Below are 26,565 nucleotides of genomic sequence, written 5' to 3' on the forward strand. Positions count from 1 at the left end.
CCCGGGACGCGCATCGCCAGAATGGCCATGTCGTCGGAGGGCGCGTCGGAGGCGAAGCGTTCGACCGCACGCATGACGCGGGCCGCGACCGCGCCGGCCGTGAGACCCGTGCAGGTGGTGAGGACCTCGGTGAGGCCGTCGTCGCCCAACATGCGGGTGCCCTCGCGGCGTTCGGTGACGCCGTCCGTGACACACAGGAGGACGTCGCCGGGGTCGAGGGTGACGGTCTGCTCGTACAGCTCCAGGTCCTCCATGACGCCGAGCAGGGCCTGCGGTTCGGCGGCCGGCTCGACCGTGCCGTCCTGGCGCAGGCGCAGCGGGAGCGGATGGCCGGCGCAGACGACCTTCAGGACCGCGCTGCCGTCCTCCTGGGGCCACAACTCGCCGTACAGAAGCGTGAGGAAGCGGCTGCGGGCGCCCTCGTCGATGATCGCGGAGTTGAGGCGTTCCAGGACCGCCGGGCCGGCGTAGCCCTCGCGGGCGAGCAGACGCAGGGCGTGGCGGGCGAGGCCGGTGACCGCGGCTGCCTCCGGGCCCGTACCGCAGACGTCGCCGATGGCGAAGCCGTACGCGCCGTCGCGGATGGGGAAGAGGTCGTAGAAGTCGCCGCCGACCTCGTTGCCCTCGCCGGCCGCGCGGTAGATGACCTCGACCTCGACGCCGTCGATCTGCGGGAGCTCGGGCGGGAGGAGGCTGCGCTGGAGGGACTGGCTGATGGCCACGCGCTCCGAGTAGAGCCGGGCGTTGTCCAGGGCGAGGGCGGCCCGGCGGGAGAGGTCCTCCGCCAGTTCCAGGATCTCCTGGCGGAAGTGTTCGTCGGTGGGCTTGCCGAGGGTCAGCATGCCGATGACGCGGTTGCGGGCCACGAGCGGGAGGACCACGGTCTCGCCACCCACCGCCGAGGCCGTCGCCAGGGTGGTGCCGATGCCCGAGCTGACCGTGGCGGGTTCGCCGAGGCCGAGGCTGCGCATGGAGGTGCGCAGGGCGGCCTGGTGGGCGGCCTCGGCGGGGGCCGTCCAGACGCGGGCGCCCGGCGTGGGGATGGGTTCCGGCGGGCGGATCTTGACCAGGAGGGCCTTGAGGCCGTCGATGAGGTCCTCGTCCTCGTGCAGGACGTAGGAGAGGTACGGGTCGGAGGCCTGGTCGGCGATCGTGTAGACCGCGCACCATGTCGCGAGCGTCGGGATGGTCATCTGGGCCATCAGGGCCAGGGTCTGGTCGCGGTCCAGGGTGCCCGCGAGGAGGTCGGAGGCCTCCACCAGGAAGCTCAGCGAGCCGCGGCGCAGGCGTTCCAGTTCGCCCAGGCGGGCCGACTCGACGGCCAGCGCGATGCGGTCGGCGGCGAACTGCAGGCGCAGGGCCTCCTCGTTGGAGTACCGGCCCTGGGCCTCGGCGGCGACGCCCAGGGAGCCCGTGAGGCGGCCTTCGACCTTGAGGGGGACCGTGACGACCGAGCGCATGCCCGTGCCGTTGAGCAGGGGGACGGCGCCGGGGACGGCCGTGAGGTCGTCGTGGACGGCGGGCATGCGGGCCGAGCCGTAGCGGCCGGGGCCGGCCTCCACGGGGACGCGGGCGAAGCGTTGGCGGGCCGAGGGCAGTCCCGTGGAGGCCCGGACCTCCAGCTCCGTCTCGTCGTCGGTGGCCAGGAGCAGGAAGGCGGAGTCGCCGTCGAGCATGTCGCGGGCGCGTTCGACCGTGCGCTGGAGGAGGCCGTCGAGGTCGTCCGGGGCGGGGGAGCCGATGAAGACCTCGAAGGGGTCCGTGGCCTGGCCCTCGCCTGAGCCGGAGGTGTCGCCGGACGGCATGCGGATGGGGGTCTGGAGGACGGCGCGCTCGTCGTCGCGCACGAGGAGGCAGACCGTGGAGGGGTCGCCGGCGGAGTCGCGGACCCGGAGGTGGGAGGCGTAGACCGGGGTCACCCGGCCGTTGGCGCCGCGGATGCCGTAACTGCCCTCCCAGCGGGAGAGCTGGAGGGCCTCGGCCACGCCCGTGCTGGTGCCGGGCGTGTGCGGCCACGCGGCCAGGTCGGTGAGGGGTTTTCCGATGACCTGGTCGGGGGTGTAGCCGAAGAGTTCCTCGGCGTCCTCGTTCCAGGCGCCGATGGAGCCCACGCGGTCGATCTGGACGACCGCGACGCGGACCCGGCCGTCGGCGAGCGGGAGCAGGTCGGCGGGGAGGGACGGGCCGGCCGAGCGGGTGCCCACCGGGCGGTCGGGGAGGTCGAGTTGGAACCAGACCTGCTTGTGCGTGGACGTGTACTCCACGCCCCAGCGGGTGGCCATCGCCGCGCACAGCTGGAGGCCGCGGCCGCCCTCGCGGTCGGGGCTGCCCATGTTGATGTGGCTGCCCTGGAGGGGGATCTCACGTTCGGGGTATCTGTCGGCGACCTCGATGCGGACGCCGTCCTCGGCACGCAGACAGAGGACGTCCGCGGAGGTGCCGGCGTGGACGACCGCGTTGGTGACGAGTTCGCTGGTGAGGACCACCGCGTCGTCGACGATGTCGGCGAAGCCCCAGCCCTGGAGGGTGTCGCGGACGAACGAGCGGGCGGTCGCGACGGATCGTGAGACGGCAGCGAAGCTGGCGGCCGCGCGCGCGGTGATCACAGAACTCCTTGTCCGGTTCTCTACGTGCGGGGGTGCGTGGACGGCCTCCTGCCGTGGCAGAGGCTGGTTCTCCGTCGGCCTGGGGTCCTGGGGGGTCTCCCCGGGATGCAGTCCGGTGGTCATGGTGCGGCCGCCCCTCCGATGCCTGCCCGCTCGTGCTCGTGCGCCACCGCCCAGGCCGGGTAGGAACCGGCGTGGCTGGACAGCCGCATGCAAGGTTACTTACCTTCGCCGTCCATGCGGATGCCGGTCGTCTGTGTTTCCGTCCGGAGGTGTGCGGACTGAACCGCCCCGGGTTCGGTGGAGATCTCAGTTGGTGGCTGTGAGCTGGGTTTTCGTGGTTGCTCGGTAGTAGTTGGCTTCGTATTCGACGGGCGGAATGTGCCCTATCTCACCGTGGAGCCGGCGGTGGTTGTACCAGTCGACCCACTCGGCGGTGGCGAGCTCGACGTGCGAGAGCGTCTTCCACGGCCGCTGCGGTTTGATGACCTCGGTCTTGAACAGACCGATCGTCGACTCCATGAGCGCGTTGTCGTACGCGTCGCCGACCGAGCCGATTGAGGCCGCGATGCGGGCCGCGTCGAGGTGTTCGGCGAGGCGAAATGAGGTGTATTGCGACCCGGCGTCGGAGTGGTGGACCAACTCGCCAGGGGCCGGCGGACGGCCGTCGCGGTCGCGCTGCCACAGCCCCATGTCCAGGGCGTCCAGGACGAGTTGGGTCTCCTTCGACAACGACGCGGACCAGCCGACAATGCGACGCGAGAAGGTGTCCACGACGAACGCGACATAGACGACGCCCGCCCAGGCCGCGACGTGTGTGAAGTCGGCGACCCAGGTGCGGTTCGGAGCCGGGGCGACGAACTCGCGGTCGAGCAGGTCCGGGGCCCGGGCGGCGGCCGGATCCGGCATGGTGGTGATGACCTTCTTGCCGCGGACGGCGCCGGCGATGCCGAGCTCGCGCATGAGGCGCTCGATCGTGCAGCGGGCCACCTCGTGGCCCTGGCGGTTGAGCTGTCGCCAGACCTTCCTGGCGCCGTAGACCCGGTAGTTGGACTGGTAGACCTCCTGGATCAGCTCCTTGAGTTCCTCGTCTCGCACCGCTCGCGGAGAGGGGCTTTCGAGGCGTTTCTTGCAGGCGTAGTAGGTGGAGGGGGGCGATCTTGCAGCTGTGCTGGGTCAGTACGCGGCAGATCGGCTCGACGCCGCCGAAGCGGTCCCGGTGCTCGTCGATGAACGTTACGAGCGAGGAAGTGGCCGGTCGAGCTCGGCCGCGAAGAAACTCGCCGCGGCCTTCAAGATCTCGTTCGCGCGCTTGAGTTCGGCGATCTCCTTCTTCATCGCCTTGATCTGCGCGGACTCCTCGCTCGTCGTCCCCGGCAGGGTCCCGGAATCGATCTGGTCCTGGCGGACCCACTTGCGCAACGTCTCGCGCGAGCCGATGCCGAGCTTCGCCATCACCGCGTTGATCGCGGCGGACTCGGTCGGGTAGTCACCGCGGACCTCGGCGACCATGCGCACCGCGCGCTTGCGCAGCTCAGGGGGATAGGAGGAGGGACGTGCCATGACTCTGATCCTTACACGGAATCGAGTCTCCATTCGAACCGGGGCGGTTCAGACCGTGTGCGAAGCTGCCGAACTGTTATGGCCTGGTTCAGCCATGGTGAAACACTGGGCAGGCTTCCAGGAGGAGGTCGGGCGACTCCGAGTACGAAGTAGCACGAGTGGTACGAGCAGTGTGAGCAGTACGAAGCGTTCGAACATGGCGAAGTACGCCCAACAGGAACGGTCGACCCTTGCGGGAGGGACACAGTGGAGTCTGGCGCAGCGGCGCGGGGCACTAAAGCGCGCGCGAAAGGCGGACAGTCCCTGAGTGACCAGCGCAAGTCGCGCAAACCGCGCAATGGAAGCACGACCGTGGACACGGCCGCCCTGAACCGGCTGCTCACGGCTCTGGAAGCGATGCGGGACGGCAACTTCCGCAAGCGCCTCACCGTCTCGGGTGACGGTGTCATGGCGGAGATCGCCGCGGTCTTCAACGAGGTGGCGGACCGGAATCTGCATCTCACCGGTGAGCTGTCGCGGGTGCGGCGGGTCGTCGGGCGTGAGGGCAAGCTCACCGAGCGGCTGGAGACGGGTGCCACCGAGGGGTCCTGGGCGGCGGCGATCGACGCGTCGAACGCGCTGGTCGACGACCTCGTACGGCCTGTCTCCGAGGTCAGCCGGGTGCTGTCGGCCGTGGCGGACGGTGATCTGTCGCCGCGGATGGAGCTGCGGACGCAGGCGCCGGACGGGACCGGGCATCCGCTGCGCGGGGAGTTCCTGAAGGTCGGGCGTACGGTCAACAACCTGGTCGATCAGCTGTCGACGTTCACCGACGAGGTCACCCGGGTGGCCAGTGAGGTGGGCACCGAGGGCAAGCTGGGCGGGCAGGCCAAGGTGCGCGGAATGTCGGGTTCCTGGAAGGACCTGACGGAGTCCGTCAACACGATGGCGTACCGGCTCACCGCGCAGGTGAGGGACATCGCGCTGGTGACGACGGCGGTCGCGAAGGGTGACCTGTCCCGCAAGGTCACGGTGGACGTGGCCGGCGAGATGCTGGAGCTGAAGGTCACCGTCAACACGATGGTGGACCAGTTGTCCGCGTTCTCCTCCGAGGTGACGCGGGTGGCCCGTGAGGTGGGTACGGAAGGGCAACTCGGCGGGCAGGCCGAGGTGCCGGGTGTGGCCGGGGTGTGGAAGGAACTCACCGATTCGGTCAACCTGATGGCCGGCAACCTCACCGCGCAGGTGCGGGGGATCGCCCAGGTCACCACCGCGGTCGCCAACGGTGACCTGTCGCAGAAGGTGACCGTGCCCGCACGGGGCGAGGTCGCCAAGCTCGCCGAGACGATCAACCAGATGACCGAGACGCTGCGGATCTTCGCCGACGAGGTCACGCGGGTGGCCAACGAGGTGGGTGCCGAGGGGCGGCTCGGCGGTCAGGCGCAGGTTCCGGGCGCGGCGGGAACGTGGAAGGACCTCACCGATTCGGTGAACACGGTGTTCCGGAACCTCACCATCCAGGTGCGGGACATCGCGGCCGTCACGACGGCGGTGGCCGACGGCGATCTCTCGCAGAAGGTCACGGTGGACGTGGCCGGCGAGATGCTGGAGCTGAAGAACACCGTCAACGGCATGGTCGACCAGCTGTCGTCCTTCGGTGACGAGGTCACGCGGGTGGCCAACGAGGTGGGTGCCGAGGGGCGGCTGGGCGGTCAGGCGCAGGTGCCGGGCGCGGCCGGTACGTGGAAGGACCTGACGGACTCCGTCAACACCGCGTTCCGCAACCTCACCGGACAGGTGAGGAACATCGCGGCGGTGACCACGGCCGTGGCCAACGGTGACCTCTCGCAGAAGGTCACCGTCGATGTCGCGGGCGAGATGCTCGAACTGAAGAACACCGTGAACACCATGGTGGACCAGCTGTCGAGCTTCGCCGACCAGGTGACGCGGATGGCCCGGGACGTGGGTACGGAGGGCCGCCTCGGCGGTCAGGCCCGCGTGGACGGTGTGTCCGGCACCTGGAAGGAGCTCACCGACTCCGTCAACTCGATGGCCGGCAACCTCACCTCGCAGGTACGGAACATCGCGCAGGTGACGACGGCCGTGGCGCGGGGTGACCTCTCCCAGAAGATCGACGTGGACGCGCGCGGCGAGATCCTGGAGCTGAAGAACACCATCAACACGATGGTCGACCAGCTGTCGTCCTTCGCGGATCAGGTGACCCGGGTCGCCCGGGACGTGGGTACGGAGGGCCGCCTCGGCGGTCAGGCGCAGGTGCCCGGCGTGGCCGGTGTGTGGCGCGACCTCACCGAGTCCGTGAACGGCATGGCCGGCAACCTCACCGGCCAGGTGCGCAACATCGCGCAGGTGGCCACGGCGGTGGCCAGGGGCGACCTGTCGCAGAAGATCACCGTGGACGCGCGCGGCGAGATCCTGGAGCTGAAGAACACGCTGAACACGATGGTGGATCAGCTGTCGTCGTTCGCCGAGGAGGTCACCCGGGTCGCCCGTGAGGTGGGTACGGAGGGCCAGCTCGGCGGTCAGGCCGAGGTGCAGGGCGTCTCCGGCACCTGGAAGGACCTCACGCAGTCGGTGAACTTCATGGCGAACAACCTGACCATCCAGGTGCGCCAGATCGCCGAGGTCACGACCGCGGTCGCCAAGGGCGACCTGTCGAAGAAGATCACCGTCGACGCCAAGGGCGAGATCCTGGAGCTCGTCACCACCGTCAACACGATGGTCGACCAGCTGTCGTCGTTCGCCGAGCAGGTGACCCGGGTGGCCCGCGAGGTGGGCACCGAGGGCATTCTCGGCGGCCAGGCGCACGTGCCGGGTGTCACCGGCATCTGGAAGGACCTCAGCGGCAATGTGAACCTGATGGCCAAGAACCTGACCATGCAGGTGCGGAACATCTCCCAGGTCGCCGCGGCCGTCGCCAACGGCGACCTGACCCGGACGGTGACGATCGAGGCGGCCGGTGAGGTCGCGCAGCTCGCCGACACCTTCAACAGCATGGTGAAGACGCTGAGTTCGTTCGCCGACCAGGTCACCAAGGTGGCCCGCGAGGTGGGCACGGACGGCATCCTGGGCGGTCAGGCGCACGTACCGGGTGTGGCGGGTACGTGGAAGGACCTCACCGAGTCGGTGAACTCGATGGCGTCCAACCTCACCGGGCAGGTCCGCAACATCGCGATGGTGACGACCGCCATCGCCAAGGGCGATCTGACCAAGAAGATCGACATCGATGCGCGCGGCGAGATCCTGGAGCTGAAGACCACCATCAACACGATGGTCGACCAGCTGTCGTCGTTCGCGGAGGAGGTCACCCGGGTGGCCCGCGAGGTGGGCACCGAGGGGCAGCTGGGCGGTCTCGCGCGGGTGCGGGACGTCGACGGCACCTGGCGGGACCTCACCGAGTCGGTGAACGAGATGGCCGGGAACCTGACCCGGCAGGTCCGTGCCATCGCGCGCGTGGCCACCGCGGTGACCCGGGGCGACCTGAACCTCAAGATCGACGTCGACGCGTCCGGCGAGATCAAGGAGCTGCAGGACTACATCAACAAGATGATCGCCAACCTGCGCGACACCACGATCGCCAACCAGGAGCAGGACTGGCTCAAGGGCAACCTCGCCCGGATCTCCGCCCTGATGCAGGGCCGCCGGGACCTCGACGACGTGGCCTCGCTGATCATGAGCGAACTGACGCCGGTGGTGTCCGCGCAGCACGGCGCCTTCTTCCTCGCGCTGCCGTTCCTCGACGGCAAGGACCTGGCCCCGGACAACGACGACCAGTACGAGCTGCGCATGCTCGGCTCGTACGGCTATTCGATGGGCTCCATGCCGACGTCGTTCCGGCCCGGGGAGGCGCTGGTCGGGACGGCGGCCAAGGAGAAGCGCACGATCTTGGTGGAGAACGCGCCGAGCGGTTACCTGAAGATCTCCTCCGGGCTCGGGGAGGCGCCCCCGGCGCAGGTCATCGTGTTGCCGGTGCTCTTCGAGGGGACCGTGCTCGGGGTGATCGAGCTGGCGTCGTTCACACCGTTCACCCAGATCCAGAAGGACTTTTTGAGCCAGATCGCGGAGATGATCGCGACGAGCGTCAACACCATCTCCGTCAACACCAAGACCGAGGTGCTGCTGAAGCAGTCGCAGGAGCTGACCGAGCAACTGCGCGAGCGGTCCGACGAGTTGGAGAACCGGCAGAAGGCGCTCCAGGCGTCCAACGCCGAACTGGAAGAGAAAGCCGAGCTGCTGGCCCGGCAGAACCGCGACATCGAGGTGAAGAACACCGAGATCGAGGAGGCGCGGCAGGTCCTGGAGGAGCGGGCCGAGCAGCTCGCGGTGTCCATGCGCTACAAGAGCGAGTTCCTCGCGAACATGTCGCACGAGCTGCGCACGCCGCTGAACTCGCTGCTGATCCTCGCCAAGCTGCTCGCCGACAACGCCGAGTCGAACCTGACGCCCAAGCAGGTCGAGTTCGCCGAGACGATCCACGGGGCGGGTTCCGACCTGCTGCAGCTCATCAACGACATCCTGGACCTGTCGAAGGTCGAGGCGGGCAAGATGGACGTCTCCCCGACCCGGATCGCCCTCGTCCAGCTCGTCGACTACGTGGAGGCCACCTTCCGGCCGCTGACCGCGGAGAAGGGTCTCGACTTCTCCGTACGAGTCTCGCCGGAGCTGCCCGCCACCCTGCACACGGACGAACAGCGCCTGCTGCAGGTGCTGCGGAACCTGCTGTCCAACGCGGTGAAGTTCACCGACTCCGGGGCCGTGGAGCTGGTCATCCGACCGGCGGGCGCGGACGTGCCGGTGGCCATCCGGGAGCAGCTGCTGGAGGCGGGTTCGCTGCGGGACGCGGACGCCGACATGATCGCCTTCTCGGTGACGGACACGGGCATCGGTATCGCGGCCAGCAAGATGCGGGTCATCTTCGAGGCGTTCAAGCAGGCGGACGGCACCACCAGCCGTAAGTACGGCGGTACGGGTCTGGGGTTGTCCATCTCGCGGGAGATCGCCCGGCTGCTGGGCGGCGAGATCCACGCGCAGAGCGAGCCCGGACGCGGTTCCACCTTCACCCTGTACCTGCCGCTGTACCCCAGCGAACTGCCCCCGCAGGGCTACGCGCACAACGCGCCTGCGACGCTGGAGGCGGGCGAGCTGCTGGCCTCCGAGGAGGAGCTGGCCCAGCGCGCCGAGACGCCGGCCGAGGTGAAGTCGTACCGCGAGACCCAGAACGGGGCCGCCGCGCTCTTCAGGCGCCGCCGCAGGTCCGTGTCGGCCGGCTCCCCGTCCTCCGCGCAAGCGCAGGGCAACGGGCAGGCTCAGGAGCACTGGGCGCAGCAGGCGGCTCAGGAGGCGGCGTCGCGGGCGCGCCGGACGGCGGCCCGGTTCGACGGCGAGAAGGTGCTCATCGTCGACGACGACATCCGTAATGTCTTCGCGCTCACCAGCGTCCTGGAGCAGCACGGCCTGTCCGTGCTGTACGCCGAGAACGGCCGCGAGGGCATCGAGGTCCTGGAGCAGCACGACGACGTGACGGTCGTGCTGATGGACATCATGATGCCCGAGATGGACGGGTACGCGACGACCACGGCGATCCGCCGGATGCCGCAGTTCGCCGGGTTGCCGATCATCGCGCTGACGGCGAAGGCGATGAAGGGCGACCGGGAGAAGGCGATCGACTCGGGTGCCTCCGACTATGTGACGAAGCCGGTCGATCCGGATCATCTGCTGGCGGTGATGGAGCAGTGGATGCGCAGTGAGTGACAGGCGGTACGGCCCGTGGTCACAACCCGTCGGGGTGCGCGCGGAGTTGCTGACGGAGTGTGCCCGAGGCCGTGTAGAAACGCGGGATTCGGGGAACCTTCTGGTCTCCCCTTGCGTTTCTGCTACGAGCACAGTGACATCACGGTGACAGGGTGTGGCGACGGGCGGGGTGCGGCTACGATGACCGGCACAAGGACGGGTGGCGCGAGGGAGTCGTCCCCTGGGGTGACGCCGAGCGGTGTCACGTCGAGTCCTGCGGACAGGGGAGGCCCCAAGCCGGGGCGAGGAGGGCGGGCCATGGTGCAGAAGGCCAAGATCCTCCTGGTCGATGACCGGCCGGAGAATCTGTTGGCGCTGGAGGCCATCCTCTCCGCGCTCGATCAGACACTGGTGCGGGCATCGTCCGGGGAGGAAGCGCTCAAGGCGCTGCTGACGGACGACTTCGCGGTCATTCTGCTGGACGTCCAGATGCCGGGCATGGACGGTTTCGAAACGGCCGCGCACATCAAGCGGCGTGAGCGGACCCGGGACATCCCGATCATTTTCCTCACCGCCATCAACCACGGACCGCACCACACGTTCCGTGGGTACGCGGCGGGTGCGGTCGACTACATCTCGAAGCCGTTCGACCCCTGGGTGCTGCGCGCCAAGGTCTCCGTCTTCGTCGAGCTGTACATGAAGAACTGCCAGCTCCGGGAGCAGGCGGCGCTGCTGCGGCTCCAGTTGGAGGGCGGTGGCAAGGGTGCGGCGGGCGGTTCCAAGGAGCCCTCCGGAGGCATTCTCGCCGAGCTCTCCGCGCGGCTCGCGGCCGTCGAGGAGCAGGCGGAGGCGCTCTCCAAACAGCTCGACGACGACTCCGCGGACGCCGCGGCGGTGGCCACCGCGGCCCATCTCGAACGCAAACTCACCGGTCTGCGCAGGGCGCTGGACGCGTTGGAGCCGGGCACGGGCGGGCCTTCGCCCATGCCGTCACAGAACTGAGCGCACATCAGGGCGCGGGCCCGGTCACGCAAGTGGCCCGGGCCCGCGTCTCGTTGCGACTGGGCCGGGACGGGGACAATGACGGTGACGGGCCGATGCCGGTGCGCCCGCGCGGTTGACGGCCTGTCAGGCCGCGTCAGCTTCAGGCCGACGCACGCGCGACACGAACGGGTGAAGCAGTAGGCACACGTGTCGGCCGTGGCCTCCACCGGTAACCTCACACCCATGGCCTCACGTCAGTCCGCAGCGAAGAAGCCGCCCGCGAAGAAGGCGGCCGCTCCGACGAAGGCTCCGGCGAAGAAGGCCCCCGCGAAGAAAGCCGCCGCCAAGAAGGCGACGGCGAAGAAGACGGCCCCTCCGAAGCCGGCGCCCAATCCGACCGGAGGTGTGTACCGACTGGTACGCGCCATCTGGCTCGGTGCCGCGCACGCCGTCGGCGCCGTCTTCCGCGGCATAGGGCAGGGCGCGCGGAATCTCGACCCGGCGCACCGCAAGGACGGCGTCGCGCTGCTGATGCTCGCGCTCGCTCTGATCGTCGCCGCCGGCACCTGGTCGAACCTGCGCGGCCCGGTCGGCGATCTCGTCGAGATGCTGGTCACCGGCGCCTTCGGCCGGCTCGACCTGCTGGTGCCGATACTGCTCGCGGTCATCGCCGTGCGGTTCATCCGGCACCCCGAGAAGCCCGAGGCCAACGGCCGGATCGTCATCGGCCTGTCCGCGCTCGTCATCGGCATCCTCGGCCAGGTCCACATCGCCTGCGGTTCGCCCGCCCGCAGCGTCGGCATGCAGGCGATAAGGGACGCCGGAGGCCTCATCGGCTGGGGCACGGCCACCCCGCTGACGTACACCATGGGCGAGGCCCTCGCCGTGGCGATGCTCGTGCTGCTCACGGTCTTCGGCCTGCTCGTCGTCACCGCCACGCCGGTCAACGCGATCCCGCAGCGACTGCGGCTGCTCGGCCAGAAGCTGGGCGTCATCGCCGACGACGAGGACGACGACGAGTACGGCGAGGACGACGCGCGCTACGAGGAGCAGTGGCGCGACAGCCTGCCCGCGCGCTCCCGCCGGCGCGGCTCCGCCCCCGAGCCGTACGACCCCGACGGCGCCGAGCAGGAGGCCCTCACCCGCCGCCGCCCGAGGCGCTCCGCCGTACGGCAACCCGATCCGGACCGGCCGATGGACGCCGTGGACGTGGCCGCGGCGGCCGCCGCCGCGCTCGACGGGGCGGTGCTGCACGGCATGCCGCCCTCGCCGGTGGTCGCCGACCTCACCCAGGGCGTCACCGCGGGGGACCGGGAGGAGACCACGCCCGTCCCGGCCGCGCGCAGCAAGCCGACCAAGGAGGCCAAAGAAGAGCCCCCGGTCGCCAAGCCGCCGAAGGGCGCCCGCCAGGACATCCTGGTGCCGGACCTGACCAAGCAGGCCCCGGAGGCCCATCGTGAGCTGCCGCCGCGCGCGGAACAGCTGCAGCTCTCCGGCGACATCACCTACTCCCTGCCCTCGCTGGACCTGTTGGAGCGGGGCGGCCCCGGGAAATCGCGCACCGCGGCCAACGACGCCATAGCTGCCTCCCTGACGAACGTGTTTGCCGAGTTCAAGGTCGACGCCGCCGTCACCGGCTTCACCCGCGGGCCGACGGTCACCCGGTACGAGGTCGAGCTGGGGCCGGCGGTCAAGGTCGAGAAAATCACCGCCCTGACCAAGAACATCGCGTACGCGGTCGCCAGCCCTGATGTCCGGATCATCTCCCCGATCCCGGGGAAGTCCGCCGTCGGCATCGAGATTCCCAACAGTGACCGCGAGATGGTCAACCTCGGAGACGTGCTCCGCCTCGCCGAGGACGACGACCCGATGATGGTCGCGTTCGGCAAGGATGTGGAGGGCGGCTACGTCATGCACAGCCTGGCGAAGATGCCGCACATGCTGGTCGCCGGCGCGACCGGCTCCGGTAAGTCGTCCTGCATCAACTGCCTGATCACCTCGGTCATGATGCGTGCGACGCCCGAGGACGTCCGCATGGTCCTCGTCGACCCCAAGCGCGTCGAGCTGACGGCCTACGAGGGCATCCCGCACCTCATCACGCCGATCATCACCAACCCCAAGCGGGCCGCCGAGGCGCTCCAGTGGGTCGTGCGCGAGATGGACCTGCGCTACGACGACCTGGCCGCGTTCGGCTACCGGCACATCGACGACTTCAACGAGGCCATCAGGAACGGCAAGGTGAAGCTGCCCGAGGGCAGTGAGCGAGAGCTCCAGCCGTACCCGTATCTGCTGGTCATCGTGGACGAGCTGGCCGACCTGATGATGGTGGCGCCGAGGGACGTCGAGGACGCGATCGTCCGTATCACCCAGCTGGCGCGCGCGGCCGGCATCCATCTGGTGCTCGCGACCCAGCGGCCGTCCGTGGACGTCGTCACCGGTCTCATCAAGGCGAACGTGCCCTCCCGGCTCGCCTTCGCCACTTCCTCGCTCGCCGACTCCCGCGTCATCCTCGACCAGCCGGGCGCCGAGAAGCTGATCGGCAAGGGCGACGGGCTGTTCCTGCCGATGGGGGCGAACAAACCGACCCGTATGCAGGGCGCGTTCGTGACCGAGGACGAGGTCGCGGCCGTCGTCCAGCACTGCAAGGACCAGATGGCGCCCGTCTTCCGGGACGACGTCACCGTGGGCACCAAGCAGAAGAAGGAGATCGACGAGGAGATCGGCGACGACCTCGACCTGCTGTGCCAGGCGGCCGAACTGGTCGTCTCCACGCAGTTCGGCTCGACCTCCATGCTCCAGCGCAAGCTGCGCGTCGGCTTCGCCAAGGCCGGGCGGCTGATGGACCTGATGGAGTCCCGGGGCGTCGTCGGACCGAGCGAAGGCTCCAAGGCACGTGACGTTCTTGTGAAACCCGACGAGCTGGACGGCGTGCTCGCCGTGATCCGGGGGGAGACTGAGGCGTAAGGGCCGCAGCGGTATCGCGGAGGGGCGCGACAGGGGCGCACGGCAGGAGAAGACCGGTTGTCCGGCGGGCGGAACACGGATGGGATTACGGCATCCGGGTATTCGAACGTGACTCACCCGTAAGGAAATGGTGAGCAACCGTTTCCCTTCGTCGTACGTCAAGTTGGACGAGGGGACAGCCCCGTGCCCGCACCCTCACCACCAGCAGGATGTCCGGCCATTCTGATGGCGTACAAAGTCCCACCGCCCGGTTGCCCCACCCTTTCGCACCCCCCCTAGACTGAACCTCCAGCACAGGTGGCTACACGCTCGAAAGGCGCCCCCGTGTCCATCGGCAACTCCCCTGACGGCAACTTCCCCGAAGACGAGCGCCCGTTCGAAGACGACCGTGACGAACGCTCGGCGGAACGCCCCTCGATCGGCCGTGCCCTCCAGCAGGCACGCATCGCGGCCGGGCTGACCGTCGACGACGTCAGCAACGCCACCCGGGTCCGCATCGCCATCGTGCACGCGATCGAGCAGGACGACTTCGCCCCCTGCGGTGGCGACGTCTACGCGCGCGGTCACATCCGCACCCTCGCGCGCGCGGTGCGCATCGACCCCGAGCCACTCCTCGAACAGTTCGCGGAGGCGCACGGCGGGCGGCCCGCGCCGACCCCGGCGGCCCCGCTGTTCGAGGCGGAGCGAATCCGTCCCGAACGGCGCGGCCCCAACTGGACGGCCGCCATGGTCGCCGCGATCGTCGCGGTGATCGGCTTCGTCGGCTTCACCGCGTTCAACGGCGGAGACGACGACGGCTCCACCACCCAGGTCGCCGAGGGCTCCACCCCGACCACCGTAAAGTCCCCCTCGCCGACGCCCAAGGCCGACAAGTCCGACGCCGACCCGAAGCCCGACCCGACCGACAGCGCCATCGCGGCCGCGCCCCGTGACAAGGTGACCGTGCAGGTCAGCGCCTCCGACGGGCGCAGCTGGATCTCCGCCAAGGACCACAACGGGCGGTTCCTGTGGGACGGCCTGCTCAAGCAGGGGCAGTCCAAGACCTTCCAGGACAGCTCCCGGATCGACCTCGTCCTCGGTGACGCCGGTGCCGTCCAGCTCTACGTCAACGGCAAGAAGATCAAGGACGACTTCCAGCCCGGCCAGGTCGAACGTCTGACGTACACGAAGGGCGACCCGGAGGTCGGCTGAGCCCGCCGGGCCTCCGGAGCGGACGTACGGACGGCCCACAGGGAAACGCGGGTACGGGGTTGGCCAAGATCGGCCAACCCCGTCGACGTGGGCTGTCACTGGGACGAAGTAGTCTTGAGCCCATGCCTGAACGCCGTACCGTCGCACTCGTCACTCTTGGCTGCGCCCGTAACGAGGTGGACTCGGAGGAGCTCGCAGGCCGCTTGGAGGCGGACGGCTGGGAGCTCGTCGAGGACGCCGAGGAAGCGGACGTCGCGGTCGTCAACACCTGTGGCTTCGTCGAGGCCGCCAAGAAGGACTCCGTCGACGCCCTCCTGGAGGCCAACGACCTCAAGGGGCACGGCAGAACCCAGGCCGTCGTGGCGGTCGGCTGCATGGCGGAGCGGTACGGCAAGGAACTGGCCGAGGCGCTGCCCGAGGCCGACGGAGTGCTCGGCTTCGACGACTACGCCGACATCTCCGACCGTCTCCAGACCATTCTGAACGGCGGCATCCACGCCTCGCACACCCCGCGCGACCGGCGCAAGCTGCTGCCGATCAGCCCGGCCCAGCGGCAGGAGTCCGCAGCCGAGGTCGCGCTTCCGGGGCACGCCCCCGTCGATCTTCCGGAAGGCCTCGCTCCGGCCTCGGGGCCCCGGTCCCCGCTGCGCCGCCGTCTGGACGGCTCGCCCGTCGCCTCCGTGAAGCTCGCCTCCGGCTGCGACCGCCGCTGCTCCTTCTGCGCCATCCCCTCCTTCCGCGGCTCCTTCATCTCGCGCCGCCCCTCGGACGTGCTGAACGAGACGCGCTGGCTCGCCGAGCAGGGCGTCAAGGAGGTCATGCTGGTCTCCGAGAACAACACCTCGTACGGCAAGGATCTCGGCGACATCCGGCTGCTGGAGTCCCTGCTGCCCGAGCTCGCCGAGGTCGACGGCATCGAGCGGGTGCGCGTCAGCTACCTCCAGCCCGCCGAGATGCGGCCCGGCCTCATCGACGTGCTCACCTCCACGCCCAAGGTCGTGCCCTACTTCGACCTCTCCTTCCAGCACTCCGCCCCCGCGGTGCTGCGCTCGATGCGCCGCTTCGGCGACACCGACCGGTTCCTGGAGCTGCTGGACACCATCCGCGGCAAGGCCCCCGAGGCCGGCGTCCGGTCCAACTTCATCGTGGGCTTCCCCGGTGAGACCGAGGCGGACCTCGCGGAGCTGGAGCGGTTCCTGAACGGCGCGAGACTGGACGCCATCGGTGTCTTCGGGTACTCCGACGAGGAGGGCACCGAAGCGGCGACGTACGACAACAAGCTGGCCGAGGACCTCGTCGCCGAGCGTCTCGCGCGGGTCTCGCGACTGGCCGAGGAACTGGTCTCGCAGCGCGCCGAGGAGCGTGTCGGACAGACCGTGCGTGTCCTGGTCGAGTCGGTCGACGGCGACGAGGGCGCCTGCGGCCGCGGCGCGCACCAGGCGCCCGAGACGGACGGTCAAGTGCTGTTCACTAACGGCGAGGACCTGAGCGTCGGCCTTATGGTCGAGGCGAAGGTGGTCGGCACGGAAGGCGTCGACCTGGTGGCCGAGGTGCTTCCGGGCTCGCTCGCCTCCCCCGCGTGTACTGAGGAGGCGGCCAGATGACGGGAGTCCCGGCATCCGCGGCGGGCGGCACCTCCGGCGCCAAGAGCGCGGCGAGCGCCTCAGGCGTTCCCGGCGCCCCGAGCGCCGCCGTCCCCAGCGCTGCCGGGGAGGCGCGACCCGTCCGTGGCGGGAAGCTGGGAGCTGCCGCCGTCAACCAGGCCAGCCTCTGGAACATCGCGAACATCCTGACCATGGTCCGCCTGGTTCTCGTGCCGGGCTTCGTCGTCCTGATGCTCATGGACGGCGGATACGACCCGGTCTGGCGGGCCTGGGCGTGGGCAGCCTTCGCCGTCGCCATGATCACCGACGTCTTCGACGGCCACCTGGCCCGGACGTACGACCTCGTCACCGACTTCGGGAAGATCGCCGACCCCATCGCCGACAAGGCGATCATGGGCGCCGCCCTGATCTGTCTGTCCTATCTCGGTGATCTGCCGTGGTGGGTGACCGGCGTCATCCTCGGCCGGGAGCTGGGCATCACCCTCCTGCGGTTCGTCGTCATCCGGTACGGCGTCATTCCCGCGAGCCGGGGCGGCAAGCTGAAGACCCTGACCCAGGGCATCGCCGTCGGGATGTACGTGCTGGTGCTGGAGGGGCCCCTGGCGACCCTGAGGTGGTGGGTGATGGCCGCGGCGGTCGTCCTGACCGTGGTCACCGGGCTCGACTATGTGAGACAGGCCATTGTGCTGCGTCGGCGCGGAACAGCCGAGCGCGAAGCCGCGGCGGAGGGAGCGGAACGTTGACTTCCACGGCCGCCGAAGTGCTGCGACTACTGACCGTGAGGGGAGAGACTCTCGCCGTCGCGGAGTCGCTGACCGGTGGTCTGGTCGCGGCCGCCCTCACCGCGGCCCCCGGCTCCTCCCAGGCCTTCCGGGGCTCGGTCACCGCGTACGCCACCGAGCTGAAGCACCGGTTGCTGGATGTCGACGCCACCCTCCTGGATCAGCGGGGAGCGGTGGATCCGCAGGTCGCGGTAGAGATGGCGCGGGGCGTCCGCACGGCGCTCGGTGCCGACTGGGGGATTTCGACCACCGGCGTAGCGGGCCCGGAACCCCAGGGCGGCCAGCCCGTCGGCACGGTCTATGTGGCCGTCGCCGGACCGTCCACAGCCGAATCCGGCGTATCAGGTGGCGGGAAAGTGTCGTCGTTGCGGTTGAACGGCGGCCGGACGGAAATCCGTATGGAGAGTGTACGGAGCGTACTCGCACTGCTCCTTCAGGAGCTTGCGGGCGAACAGACCGGGAATGAGCGGGCACAGGATACGGAACAGAACGGGGGGACTTGATGTTTGCAGCCCTGAGTGAACACAACAGCGCTCCCCGCACGGCCGCAGCGCAAGGCGGTACGGTGGGGCGTGAAGGATGCGGCTACGCGGTCCGAGGAGGGAGCCACCGATGATTCTGCTCCGTCGCCTGCTGGGTGACGTGCTGCGTCGGCAGCGCCAGCGCCAGGGCCGTACTCTGCGCGAAGTCTCCTCGTCCGCCCGAGTCTCACTCGGCTATCTCTCCGAGGTGGAGCGGGGGCAGAAGGAGGCTTCCTCCGAGCTGCTCTCCGCCATTTGCGACGCGCTGGACGTACGGATGTCCGAGCTCATGCGGGAAGTGAGCGACGAGCTCGCCCTTGCCGAGCTGGCCCAGTCCGCAGCGGTCACCGAGCCGGTGCCAGCACCAGTGCGCCGACCCATGCTCAACTCCGTCTCGGTGGCCGGTGTGCCGCCGGAGCGGGTCACGATCAAGGCGCCCGCCGAAGCGGTGGACGTCGTCGCGGCGTGACCTGCCGCGACCTGGGTGCATGAGCACCGGCACGCGCCGGTGAAGCGGTAGAAGCGAAGCGGGAGCCCCGGTCGGGGACCTCCAGGGAGACCTGGGGGTGCCGGCCGGGGCTTTTGTGTTGCCTGGGGCTCCCGTTTGCCGGGGTGGGGGTGTGCGGTCATGGTGGTCGTACGGTCGTCTCAAGAATCCGGAGCGTGCTGATGAACGTGGTGAAGAGCCCGCTGTCCGAGGCCGATCTCAAGACCGTCTCCGAGGCGCTGCAAGGTGCCCTGGTCGATCTTGTCGATCTCTCCCTGGTGGCCAAACAGATCCACTGGAACGTCGTCGGGCCGCGTTTCCGCTCCGTCCATCTCCAGCTCGACGAGGTCGTGGACACCGCGCGGCTGCACTCCGACACCGTCGCCGAACGTGCCTCCACCCTCGGTGTCCCGCCGGACGGGCGGGCGGGAACGGTCGCCGGGAGCAGCGGCATCGGCAGGGTGCCGGACGGCTGGGTCAAGGACGCGGACGCGGTGGGGATCCTGGTGGACGCGCTCGGCGCGGTGATCACTCGGATGCGGACGCGGGTGGAGAGCACCGCGGAGCCGGATCCGGTGAGCCAGGACATCTTCATCCAGATCACTGCGGATCTCGAGAAGCACCACTGGATGTTCCAGGCGGAGAACGGGTAGCGCGGCGCGGGTGGCCGGTGAGGGCGTGAGGACGGCGGTGAGTGGCTGCGGGGCGCACCGGGCGCACCGGGGGCGCGGTCCCCATGAGGGGGCCGTGCGTCCCTGTGCCGGTGGTGCGCCCTCTCCGGCCGTGACGAGGGCCGTCTAGCGTCGTTCTGGGGGCCCGAAGGCCTTGGAGGTGGCGGCCATGCGAATAGCTCGCTGGGGGGCGGCTCTGGGGCTCGGTGCGCTGTGGTGGTGGGGTGTGCTGCGACTCGCGCTGGTGTCCGGACGCCGGCGAGGGCGGTCGCGGCCGGGGGTGGGGGCTGAGTCTCCTGCCTGTCCACTGCGTGCCGAAGGGGCGGGCTCGCGAACGGTCGGGGGCGCGTCAGGGGGCGCGAGGGGTGGTCCTGTTCTGGAGGGCGCGGTGGGGGCCGTGGTCACCAGGGCATGGCCACCCCGCCGTTCGGGCGGAGGATCTGACCCGTCGTGAACGCCGAGGCGTCGGAGGCGAGGTGCAGCACGGCGTGGGCGATGTCGTCGGGTTCGCCGACCCGGCTCAGCGGTGACAGCCGGGCCATGCGGGACTCGGTCCGCGCCTGTGCCTCGCTGTCGTGGCGGTCGGTCATGGGTGTGCGGATCCAGCCCGGGGCCACGGCGTTGACGCGGATGCCGTGCGGGCCGACCTCGGTCGCCAGGGTCCTCGTCAGCTGGACCACCGCCGCCTTGGTCACGCCGTAGCAGAGGAGGCCCGGACCGCCGGTGTCGACGGCGCCGGAGGCCATGGTGACGATGCTGCCCCGAGTCCCGTCGGTGATCATTCGGCGGGCCGCTTCCTGGCAGGCGTGCAGCACTCCCTTGAAGTTGACGCTCCACACCCGCTCCAGGTCCTCGTCGCGGGTCTCCAGTACCGGGCTGCTGTGCATGATCCCGGCGATCGCCGCCATCACATGGAGACGCTCGCAGGCGGCCACCGCCCGCGCGAGCTGGGCGCGGTCGGTGACGTCGAGGTGGTGGACGTGGGCGGTGCCGCTCCTGGCCTTGATCAGGGTCGCCGTCTCGTGCAGGCCCTGCGCGTCACGGTCCGCGCAGTGCACCGAGGCGCCCGCCTCGGCGAGCAGTACCGCCGAGGCACGGCCGATACCGCTGCCGGCGCCGGTGACGAACGCGGTGCGGCCGGTGAGGTCGTACGCCGGGATGGGCATGAGGCGACGGTACGAGCGTTTCTGACGGTCCGTCAATCAGTGGTGTCGCCTCGGGCGCTACGGCCTACGGGTACGACCTCGGGTTCGACGTGCGGCCACGGGGCTCGGGCGGGGCGTTCTGGCGGTACCGGGGCCGGGGCCCCCGACTGGCAGGTGGGGCACCAGTACGTGGGACGTTCCCGGGAGCCGTCGCCCTGGTCGGCCGCGCGGACGGGGGTCTGGCAGCGCAGGCATGGGCGGGGGGCCCGGCCGTAGACGAACAGGTCGTGGCGGCGGTGGCCGGTGGTGCTGCGGATCGGGCGGTCGCGGTTGGCTTCGAGGAGCTTCTTGGCGACGCCGGGCAACCGGGCGGCGAGCTCCTCCGGGAGGGCGCCGACCGGGAGCCAGGGGGTGACCCGGAGCAGGAAGCAGAGCTCGCTCTTGTAGACGTTGCCGATGCCGGCGAGATTGCGCTGGTCCAGTAGCGCCTCGCCGAGGGGGCGCGTGGGGTCGTTCAGGAGGTTGGTGAGGGCGCGGTCGGGGTCCCAGTCCGGGCCGAGCAGGTCGGGGCCGAGGTGGCCCACGACGCGCTGCTCGTCGGCGGTGCGCATCAGCTCCAGCACGGGGAGGCGGTAGCCGACGGCCGTGCGGTCGACGGTGCCCAGGATGGCGCGGATCTGGTGCGCCGGGCCGCCGCGCCAGCGCTCGTCGTTGGCGTACACCTTCCAGGAGCCGTCCATCCGCAGATGGGAGTGGAGGGTCAGGTCCCCTTCGATACGGGTGAGGAGATGTTTGCCCCTGGGGGTGACGTCCAGGACGGTCCGGCCCGTGAGGTCGGCCGTGGCGAACCTCGGGACCCGCAGGTCGGAGCGGGACAGGACCTTGCCGGCGAGGGCGGTGTGGAGTCGTCTCGCCGTCTGCCAGACGGTGTCACCTTCGGGCATGGGCCAAGGGTGGCATGTCGGTGGGATCGGGTGCGTGGTGGCGGATGGGATCGGGTGTCTGGTGGGGCATGCCGCCGCGTGTGGCGAGACGGTCCCGCCTCCCTGAGGGCGGGGTCGTGCGGTTCACGCGCGGATGCGCAGGCCGCGGGGGGTCGCGATGAAGCCTGCTCCTTCCAGGAGGGGCCGTGGGGAGGTGAGGGCGGAGGTGCCGTTCACGCGTTCCACCGTGACCGTGCCCAGGGAGCCCGCGCGGGCCGCCGCGGAGAGGGCCTCGGCGGCCGGGCGCAGCCGGGGGTCGTCGAGCGGTCTGGCGTCGGGATCGGCGGGCCAGGCCAGGAGGGTCTTGCCGCCGCGCTCCATGTAGAGGGTCAGCTCGCCGTCGACCAGGACGACCAGGGAACCTGCCTTGCGGCCCGGTTTGTGTCCGGCCTCGGTGGGTGGGTCGGGCCACGGGAGGGCGGCCCCGTAGGCGTTCGCGGGGTCGGCGGCGGCCAGGACGACGGCTCGCGGGGAAGACGTGGGGCGGGTGCGGTGCGGGGGCGGCCGGTGCGGGCGTACGGGCCGGCTTGGGCGGACGTGTGGTGGCCGTCGGGGATGTCGTCCGGGGCGTACGGGGAGTCGAGACCGGGGTCGAGGTCGGGAAGGTCGGCGCCGACGGCGGGGAAGGGGTGCCGGAGGCGTCGGAGAAGGCGTCCCGCGGGTCCTGGGCCCGGTCCCGGGCTGTGTCGTGGGGTGGGCGTCGTCGGCGAAGGGGTAGGGGTCTGGCTCGGAACGGGCTCGTTGCGTTCGCGGGCGTTGGACACCGCGCGGAGGCGGTCCACGGCGCCGTCCATCGCGAACTGGGCGGCGCCCAGGCCCTCGACGACGTAGCCGCGACGGGCCTGGCCGCTCTCCTCGAAGACGGAGAGGACCCGGTAGACCGCGGAGAAGCCGCCCTCGACGCCCTCGGCACCCACGGCACCCCGGGTCACCACGCCGTGGCGGTCGAGGAGGGTGCGGGCCAATGCGTGGGCACGGACGGTGGGGTCGGGTTCGTGGGCGGGGAGGAGGGACCACCGGCCGGCGACCGTGGGCGGCCCGTACGGGACTGGGGCGCGCGGCGGCGGTCAGCGAGCCGTACCGACCGCGGGGGACCGTGCGCTTGGCGCGGTGGGCGGTGGAACCCGCGGTGCGGCCCGAGCCGAGGAGGGAGCGCATGGGGGTGAGGGTGTCGTTGGTCAGTCGGCCGGACCAGGCCAGGTCCCAGACGGCGTCGGCCAGTTGGGGATCGGTGGCGTCGGGGTGGGTGGTCGCGCGGACCTGGTCGGCGATCTGGCGGAAGAAGAGGCCGTAGCCGCCGGAGAGCGCGCTCAGGACCGACTCGTGGAGCGCGGTCAGCTCCAGGGGGTGCGGCGGCGGGAGGAGGAGCGGGGCCGCGTCCGCCACGTACAGCGAGACCCAGCCGTCCTTGCCGGGGAGGGCTCCGGCCCCGGCCCAGACGACCTCTCCGGACGCGGTGAGTTCGTCGAGCATCGCCGGGCTGTAGTTGGCCACCCGGGACGGCAGGACCAGCTTCTCCAGGGCGGAGGCGGGCACGGAGGCGCCCTGGAGCTGTTCGATCGCGCGGACCAGGCCGTCGACGCCGCGTAGTCCGTGGCCGCCGCCCACGTGCTGCCACTGGGGCAGGAACTGGGCGAGCGCGGCGGGCGGAACCGGCTCCAGCTCATGGCGCAGGGCCGCCAGCGAGCGGCGCCGCAGCCGGCGCAGCACGGCCGCGTCGCACCACTCCTGGCTGATGCCCATATCAAGAGAGGCGGCGCGAAGCGCCTCGTTGGAAGGGTGGTGGTGGGCGACGGGCGGGCGGAACTCGCCCTGCACGACACGGCCGTTCGCCGCCAGGCGGTGCAGGGCGCCGTCCGTGACGGCCACGCCGAGGCCGAAGCGGGCGGCGGCCATGGCCGAGGTGAACGGGCCGTGGGTGCGCGCGAACCGGGCCAGCAGGTCGCCGAGGGGGTCCTTGACCGGCTCGGTGAAGGCCTCCGGCACACCGACCGGCAGGGCGGTGCCGAGCGCGTCCCGCAGGCGGCCCGCGTCCTCGATCGCCGCCCAGTGGTCGGTGCCGGCGACGCGGACCCGGATGGCGCGGCGGGACCCGGCGAGCTCCGGCGCCCACTGCGGTTCGGCGCCGCGCTCGGCCAACTCGGCGTCCGTGAGGGGGCCGAGGAGGCGGAGCAGGTCCGCGACCCCTTCGGCGTCCTTGACGCGGCGGTCCTCGGTGAGCCACTGGAGCTCCCGCTCCAACTCGGTCAGCACCTCGGCGTCGAGCAGCTCCCGCAGCTCCGCCTGGCCCAACAGCTCGGCGAGCAGCCGGGAGTCCAGGGACAGAGCGGCCGCGCGGCGCTCGGCCAGCGGGGAGTCGCCCTCGTACAGGAACTGGGCGACGTAGCCGAAGAGGAGGGAGCGGGCGAAGGGGGAGGGCTCCGGGGTGGTGACCTCGACGAGGCGGACCCTGCGGGACTCGATGTCGCCCATCAGCTCGGTCAGTCCGGGGACGTCGAAGACGTCCTGGAGGCATTCGCGGACCGCCTCCAGGACGATCGGGAACGAACCGAACTCGCTGGCCACCTGCAGCAGCTGGGCCGCGCGCTGGCGCTGCTGCCACAACGGCGTGCGCTTGCCGGGGTTGCGGCGGGGCAGCAGGAGAGCACGGGCGGCGCACTCGCGGAAGCGGGAGGCGAACAGGGCCGAGCCGCCCACCTGGTCGGTGACGATCTGGTCGACCTCGCCCTTGTCGAAGGCGACGTCCGCGGCGCCGAGCGGGGCCTGCTCGGCGTCGGCCGCCGTGTTCAAGGGTGTGCCCGCCTTCATGGGCTCCATGTCGAGCAGGTCCAGGCCCATCAGGTCGGCGTCGGGCAGACGCAGCACGATGCCGTCGTCGGCGTGCATGACCTGGGCGTCCATGCCGTACCGCTCGGAGAGCTTGGCGCCGAGGGCGAGGGCCCAGGGGGCGTGGACCTGGGCGCCGAAGGGCGAGTGGACGACGACCCGCCAGTCGCCCAGCTCGTCGCGGAAGCGTTCGACGACGATGGTGCGGTCGTCCGGCACATGGCCGCAGGCCTCGCGCTGCTCGGCCAGGTAGGAGAGCACGTTGTCCGCGGCCCAGGCGTCCAACCCCGCGGTCAGCAGACGCAGCCGGGCGTCCTCCTCGGACAGGGAGCCCACCTCGCGCAGGAACGCGCCGACGGCGCGGCCCAGTTCGAGCGGGCGGCCGAGCTGGTCGCCCTTCCAGAACGGCAGCCGGCCCGGGACACCTGGGGCGGGGGAGACCAGTACCCGGTCCCGCGTGATGTCCTCGATGCGCCAGGAGCTGGTGCCGAGGGTGAACACGTCCCCGACCCGGGACTCGTACACCATCTCCTCGTCCAGCTCCCCGACCCGGCCGCCGCCCTTCTTGGGGTCGGAGCCCGCGAGGAAGACTCCGAACAGGCCCCGGTCCGGGATCGTGCCCCCAGAGGTGACGGCGAGCCGCTGGGCTCCCGGGCGGCCCGTGATCGTGCCGGCGACCCGGTCCCACACCACGCGCGGGCGCAACTCGGCGAAGGCGTCGGACGGGTAGCGGCCCGCGAGCATGTCGAGGACGGCGGTGAACGCGGACTCGGGCAGCGACGCGAAGGGGGCCGCGCGGCGGACGGTGGCGAGGAGGTCGTCGAACTGCCAGGTGTCCATCGAGGTCATGGCGACGACCTGCTGCGCCAGGACGTCCAGGGGGTTGCCCGGGATCCTCATGGACTCGATGGAGCCGCTGCGCATCCGCTCGGTGACCACGGCCGACTGGACCAGATCGCCCCGGTACTTGGGGAAGACCACACCCGTGGACACCGCGCCCACCTGGTGTCCCGCGCGGCCCACGCGCTGCAGGCCCGAGGCGACCGACGGGGGCGACTCCACCTGGACGACGAGATCCACCGCGCCCATGTCGATGCCCAGTTCGAGGCTGGAGGTGGCGACCACGGCCGGCAGCCGGCCCGCCTTCAGATCCTCCTCGACCAAGGCGCGCTGCTCCTTGGAGACCGAGCCGTGGTGGGCGCGGGCGAGGACCGGGGGCGCTCCCTGAGCCGCGCCCGAGCCGCCCATCAGCTCCGCCGGGGCGTGATGCTCGTCCAGCGGTTCGCCGGTGGCACGCTCGTACGCGATCTCGTTGAGCCGGTTGCACAGCCGCTCCGCGAGGCGGCGGGAGTTGGCGAAGACGATCGTGGAGCGGTGGGCCTGGACGAGGTCGGCGATCCGCTCCTCCACGTGCGGCCAGATCGACGGCCGCTCCGCGCCCTCGTTGGCATCCGCGACCGGTGAGCCGCCCAGCTCGCCCAGGTCCTCCACCGGCACGACCACCGACAGGTCGAACTCCTTGCCGGACGGCGGCTGGACGATCTCCACCCTGCGGCGCGGCGAGAGATAGCGCGCGACCTCGTCGACGGGACGCACGGTGGCCGACAGCCCGATGCGACGGGCCGGCCGGGGCAACAGCTCGTCGAGCCGCTCCAGGGACAGGGCCAGGTGGGCGCCGCGTTTGGTGCCCGCCACCGCGTGCACCTCGTCCAGGATCACGGTCTCCACGCCCGTGAGGGCGTCGCGCGTGGCTGACGTCAGCATCAGGAACAGCGACTCGGGGGTGGTGATCAGGATGTCCGGCGGACGGGTCGCCAGGGCCCGCCGCTCGGCGGCCGGTGTGTCCCCGGAGCGGATGCCGACCTTCACCTCGGGCTCGGGCAGCCCCAGGCGCACCGACTCCTGACGGATGCCGGTCAGCGGACTGCGCAGGTTCCGCTCGACGTCCACCGCGAGGGCCTTCAGCGGTGACACGTACAGCACCCGGCAGCGCTTTCGCGGGTCGGCCGGGGGCGGGCTGGACGTCAGCTGGTCCAGTGCGGCCAGGAACGCGGCCAGCGTCTTGCCGGAGCCGGTCGGGGCGACCACCAGCACGTCCGAGCCCTCGCCGATCGCCCGCCACGCTCCCGCCTGGGCCGCGGTGGGCGCGGAGAAGGCCCCCGTGAACCAGCCGCGGGTCGCGGGGGAGAAGCCGTCGAGGGCTCGATCTGCGGAGCTGACCATGCCCCCATCCTGCACCCGACCACCGACAACGGCTCGGACCTGGGCAAATGGTTCGGGGCGGGCAGCGTGAGGGGCCGGGGGCGCGGGGCCCGCGGTCGGGGATGGGGCCGAGGGGAGGATGCGGTGGGGTGCGGCTGGAGCGGGTCGGGCCGTGGCCGGTGGGGACGGGTCCCGGCCAGGACCGGGCCGCGCGGGGCCGGGTCGGCCGGGACCCGTGGGGTTCGTCGTTCGGACCGGTCGCAGAATGGAGGTATGGCAGGTCGGGTGGAACGGGCGAGGCACTGGCGG

Annotated in this window: 12 protein-coding genes and 2 pseudogenes; 9 read left to right on the forward strand and 5 right to left on the reverse strand. The window is 70.8% G+C overall.

Annotation, left to right across the window (positions count from 1 at the left end; genetic code table 11):
• Together E4N62_RS06430 and E4N62_RS06435 are read right to left on the reverse strand one after the other, a co-directional pair.
• Nucleotides 1-2,729 (reverse strand): SpoIIE family protein phosphatase (locus E4N62_RS06430; protein ID WP_230212679.1); only part of this gene is annotated, 2,729 nt, incomplete at its 3' end.
• Nucleotides 2,730-2,915: 186 nt separating this feature from the next.
• A pseudogene (locus E4N62_RS06435) lies at nucleotides 2,916-4,169 on the reverse strand (IS3 family transposase).
• A gap of 246 nt (nucleotides 4,170-4,415) precedes the next feature.
• Between E4N62_RS06435 and E4N62_RS06440 the strand changes: the two are divergent.
• The 9 genes from E4N62_RS06440 to E4N62_RS06480 all read left to right on the forward strand — a co-directional run bounded on the left by E4N62_RS06440 (nucleotide 4,416) and on the right by E4N62_RS06480 (nucleotide 19,082).
• Nucleotides 4,416-9,917, forward strand: coding sequence for a HAMP domain-containing protein (locus tag E4N62_RS06440; protein ID WP_230212682.1), 5,502 nt, complete (start codon nucleotides 4,416-4,418; stop codon nucleotides 9,915-9,917).
• A gap of 297 nt (nucleotides 9,918-10,214) precedes the next feature.
• Nucleotides 10,215-10,898 (forward strand): two-component system response regulator, encoded by a 684-nt coding sequence (locus tag E4N62_RS06445; RefSeq protein WP_033525098.1) that lies wholly within the window; start codon nucleotides 10,215-10,217, stop codon nucleotides 10,896-10,898.
• A 225-nt stretch (nucleotides 10,899-11,123) separates the two neighbouring features.
• Nucleotides 11,124-13,844 carry a DNA translocase FtsK gene (locus tag E4N62_RS06450; protein ID WP_268269125.1) on the forward strand — a complete coding sequence of 907 codons (2,721 nt, stop codon included), beginning with the start codon at nucleotides 11,124-11,126 and terminating at the stop codon, nucleotides 13,842-13,844.
• Nucleotides 13,845-14,168: 324 nt separating this feature from the next.
• Nucleotides 14,169-15,035 carry a helix-turn-helix domain-containing protein gene (locus E4N62_RS06455; protein WP_230212687.1) on the forward strand — a complete coding sequence of 289 codons (867 nt, stop codon included), beginning with the start codon at nucleotides 14,169-14,171 and terminating at the stop codon, nucleotides 15,033-15,035.
• A gap of 122 nt (nucleotides 15,036-15,157) precedes the next feature.
• Nucleotides 15,158-16,639, forward strand: coding sequence for a 30S ribosomal protein S12 methylthiotransferase RimO (rimO, locus tag E4N62_RS06460; RefSeq protein WP_230212689.1), 1,482 nt, complete (start codon nucleotides 15,158-15,160; stop codon nucleotides 16,637-16,639).
• Nucleotides 16,636-17,382 carry a CDP-diacylglycerol--glycerol-3-phosphate 3-phosphatidyltransferase gene (gene pgsA / locus E4N62_RS06465; RefSeq protein ID WP_230212691.1) on the forward strand — a complete coding sequence of 249 codons (747 nt, stop codon included), beginning with the start codon at nucleotides 16,636-16,638 and terminating at the stop codon, nucleotides 17,380-17,382. The genes rimO and pgsA overlap by 4 nt, the downstream gene beginning before the upstream one ends.
• The gene (locus E4N62_RS06470; RefSeq protein WP_230212701.1) at nucleotides 17,379-17,924 is read left to right on the forward strand and encodes a CinA family protein; all 546 of its coding nucleotides are present in this window, start codon (nucleotides 17,379-17,381) and stop codon (nucleotides 17,922-17,924) included. The genes pgsA and E4N62_RS06470 overlap by 4 nt, the downstream gene beginning before the upstream one ends.
• A 109-nt stretch (nucleotides 17,925-18,033) precedes the next feature.
• On the forward strand, nucleotides 18,034-18,411 hold the full coding sequence (locus tag E4N62_RS06475; RefSeq protein ID WP_086752029.1) for a helix-turn-helix domain-containing protein: 378 nt from the start codon (nucleotides 18,034-18,036) through the stop codon (nucleotides 18,409-18,411).
• A 200-nt stretch (nucleotides 18,412-18,611) separates the two neighbouring features.
• On the forward strand, nucleotides 18,612-19,082 hold the full coding sequence (locus tag E4N62_RS06480; RefSeq protein ID WP_230212703.1) for a Dps family protein: 471 nt from the start codon (nucleotides 18,612-18,614) through the stop codon (nucleotides 19,080-19,082).
• A 419-nt stretch (nucleotides 19,083-19,501) separates the two neighbouring features.
• Here the strand turns inward: E4N62_RS06480 and E4N62_RS06485 are convergent, their stop codons facing one another.
• The 3 genes and pseudogenes from E4N62_RS06485 to E4N62_RS47850 all read right to left on the reverse strand — a co-directional run bounded on the left by E4N62_RS06485 (nucleotide 19,502) and on the right by E4N62_RS47850 (nucleotide 26,277).
• Nucleotides 19,502-20,266 carry an SDR family NAD(P)-dependent oxidoreductase gene (locus tag E4N62_RS06485; protein ID WP_230212706.1) on the reverse strand — a complete coding sequence of 255 codons (765 nt, stop codon included), beginning with the start codon at nucleotides 20,264-20,266 and terminating at the stop codon, nucleotides 19,502-19,504.
• 32 nt (nucleotides 20,267-20,298) lie between these two features.
• The gene (locus E4N62_RS06490; RefSeq protein WP_230212708.1) at nucleotides 20,299-21,189 is read right to left on the reverse strand and encodes an Fpg/Nei family DNA glycosylase; all 891 of its coding nucleotides are present in this window, start codon (nucleotides 21,187-21,189) and stop codon (nucleotides 20,299-20,301) included.
• Between the two features lie 123 nt (nucleotides 21,190-21,312).
• A pseudogene (locus E4N62_RS47850) lies at nucleotides 21,313-26,277 on the reverse strand (ATP-dependent helicase).
• Nucleotides 26,278-26,565 lie beyond the last annotated feature (288 nt).

The sequence above is a fragment of the Streptomyces sp. MNU76 genome (genome assembly GCF_020982545.1).
In the GTDB taxonomy this organism is placed as follows: domain Bacteria; phylum Actinomycetota; class Actinomycetes; order Streptomycetales; family Streptomycetaceae; genus Streptomyces.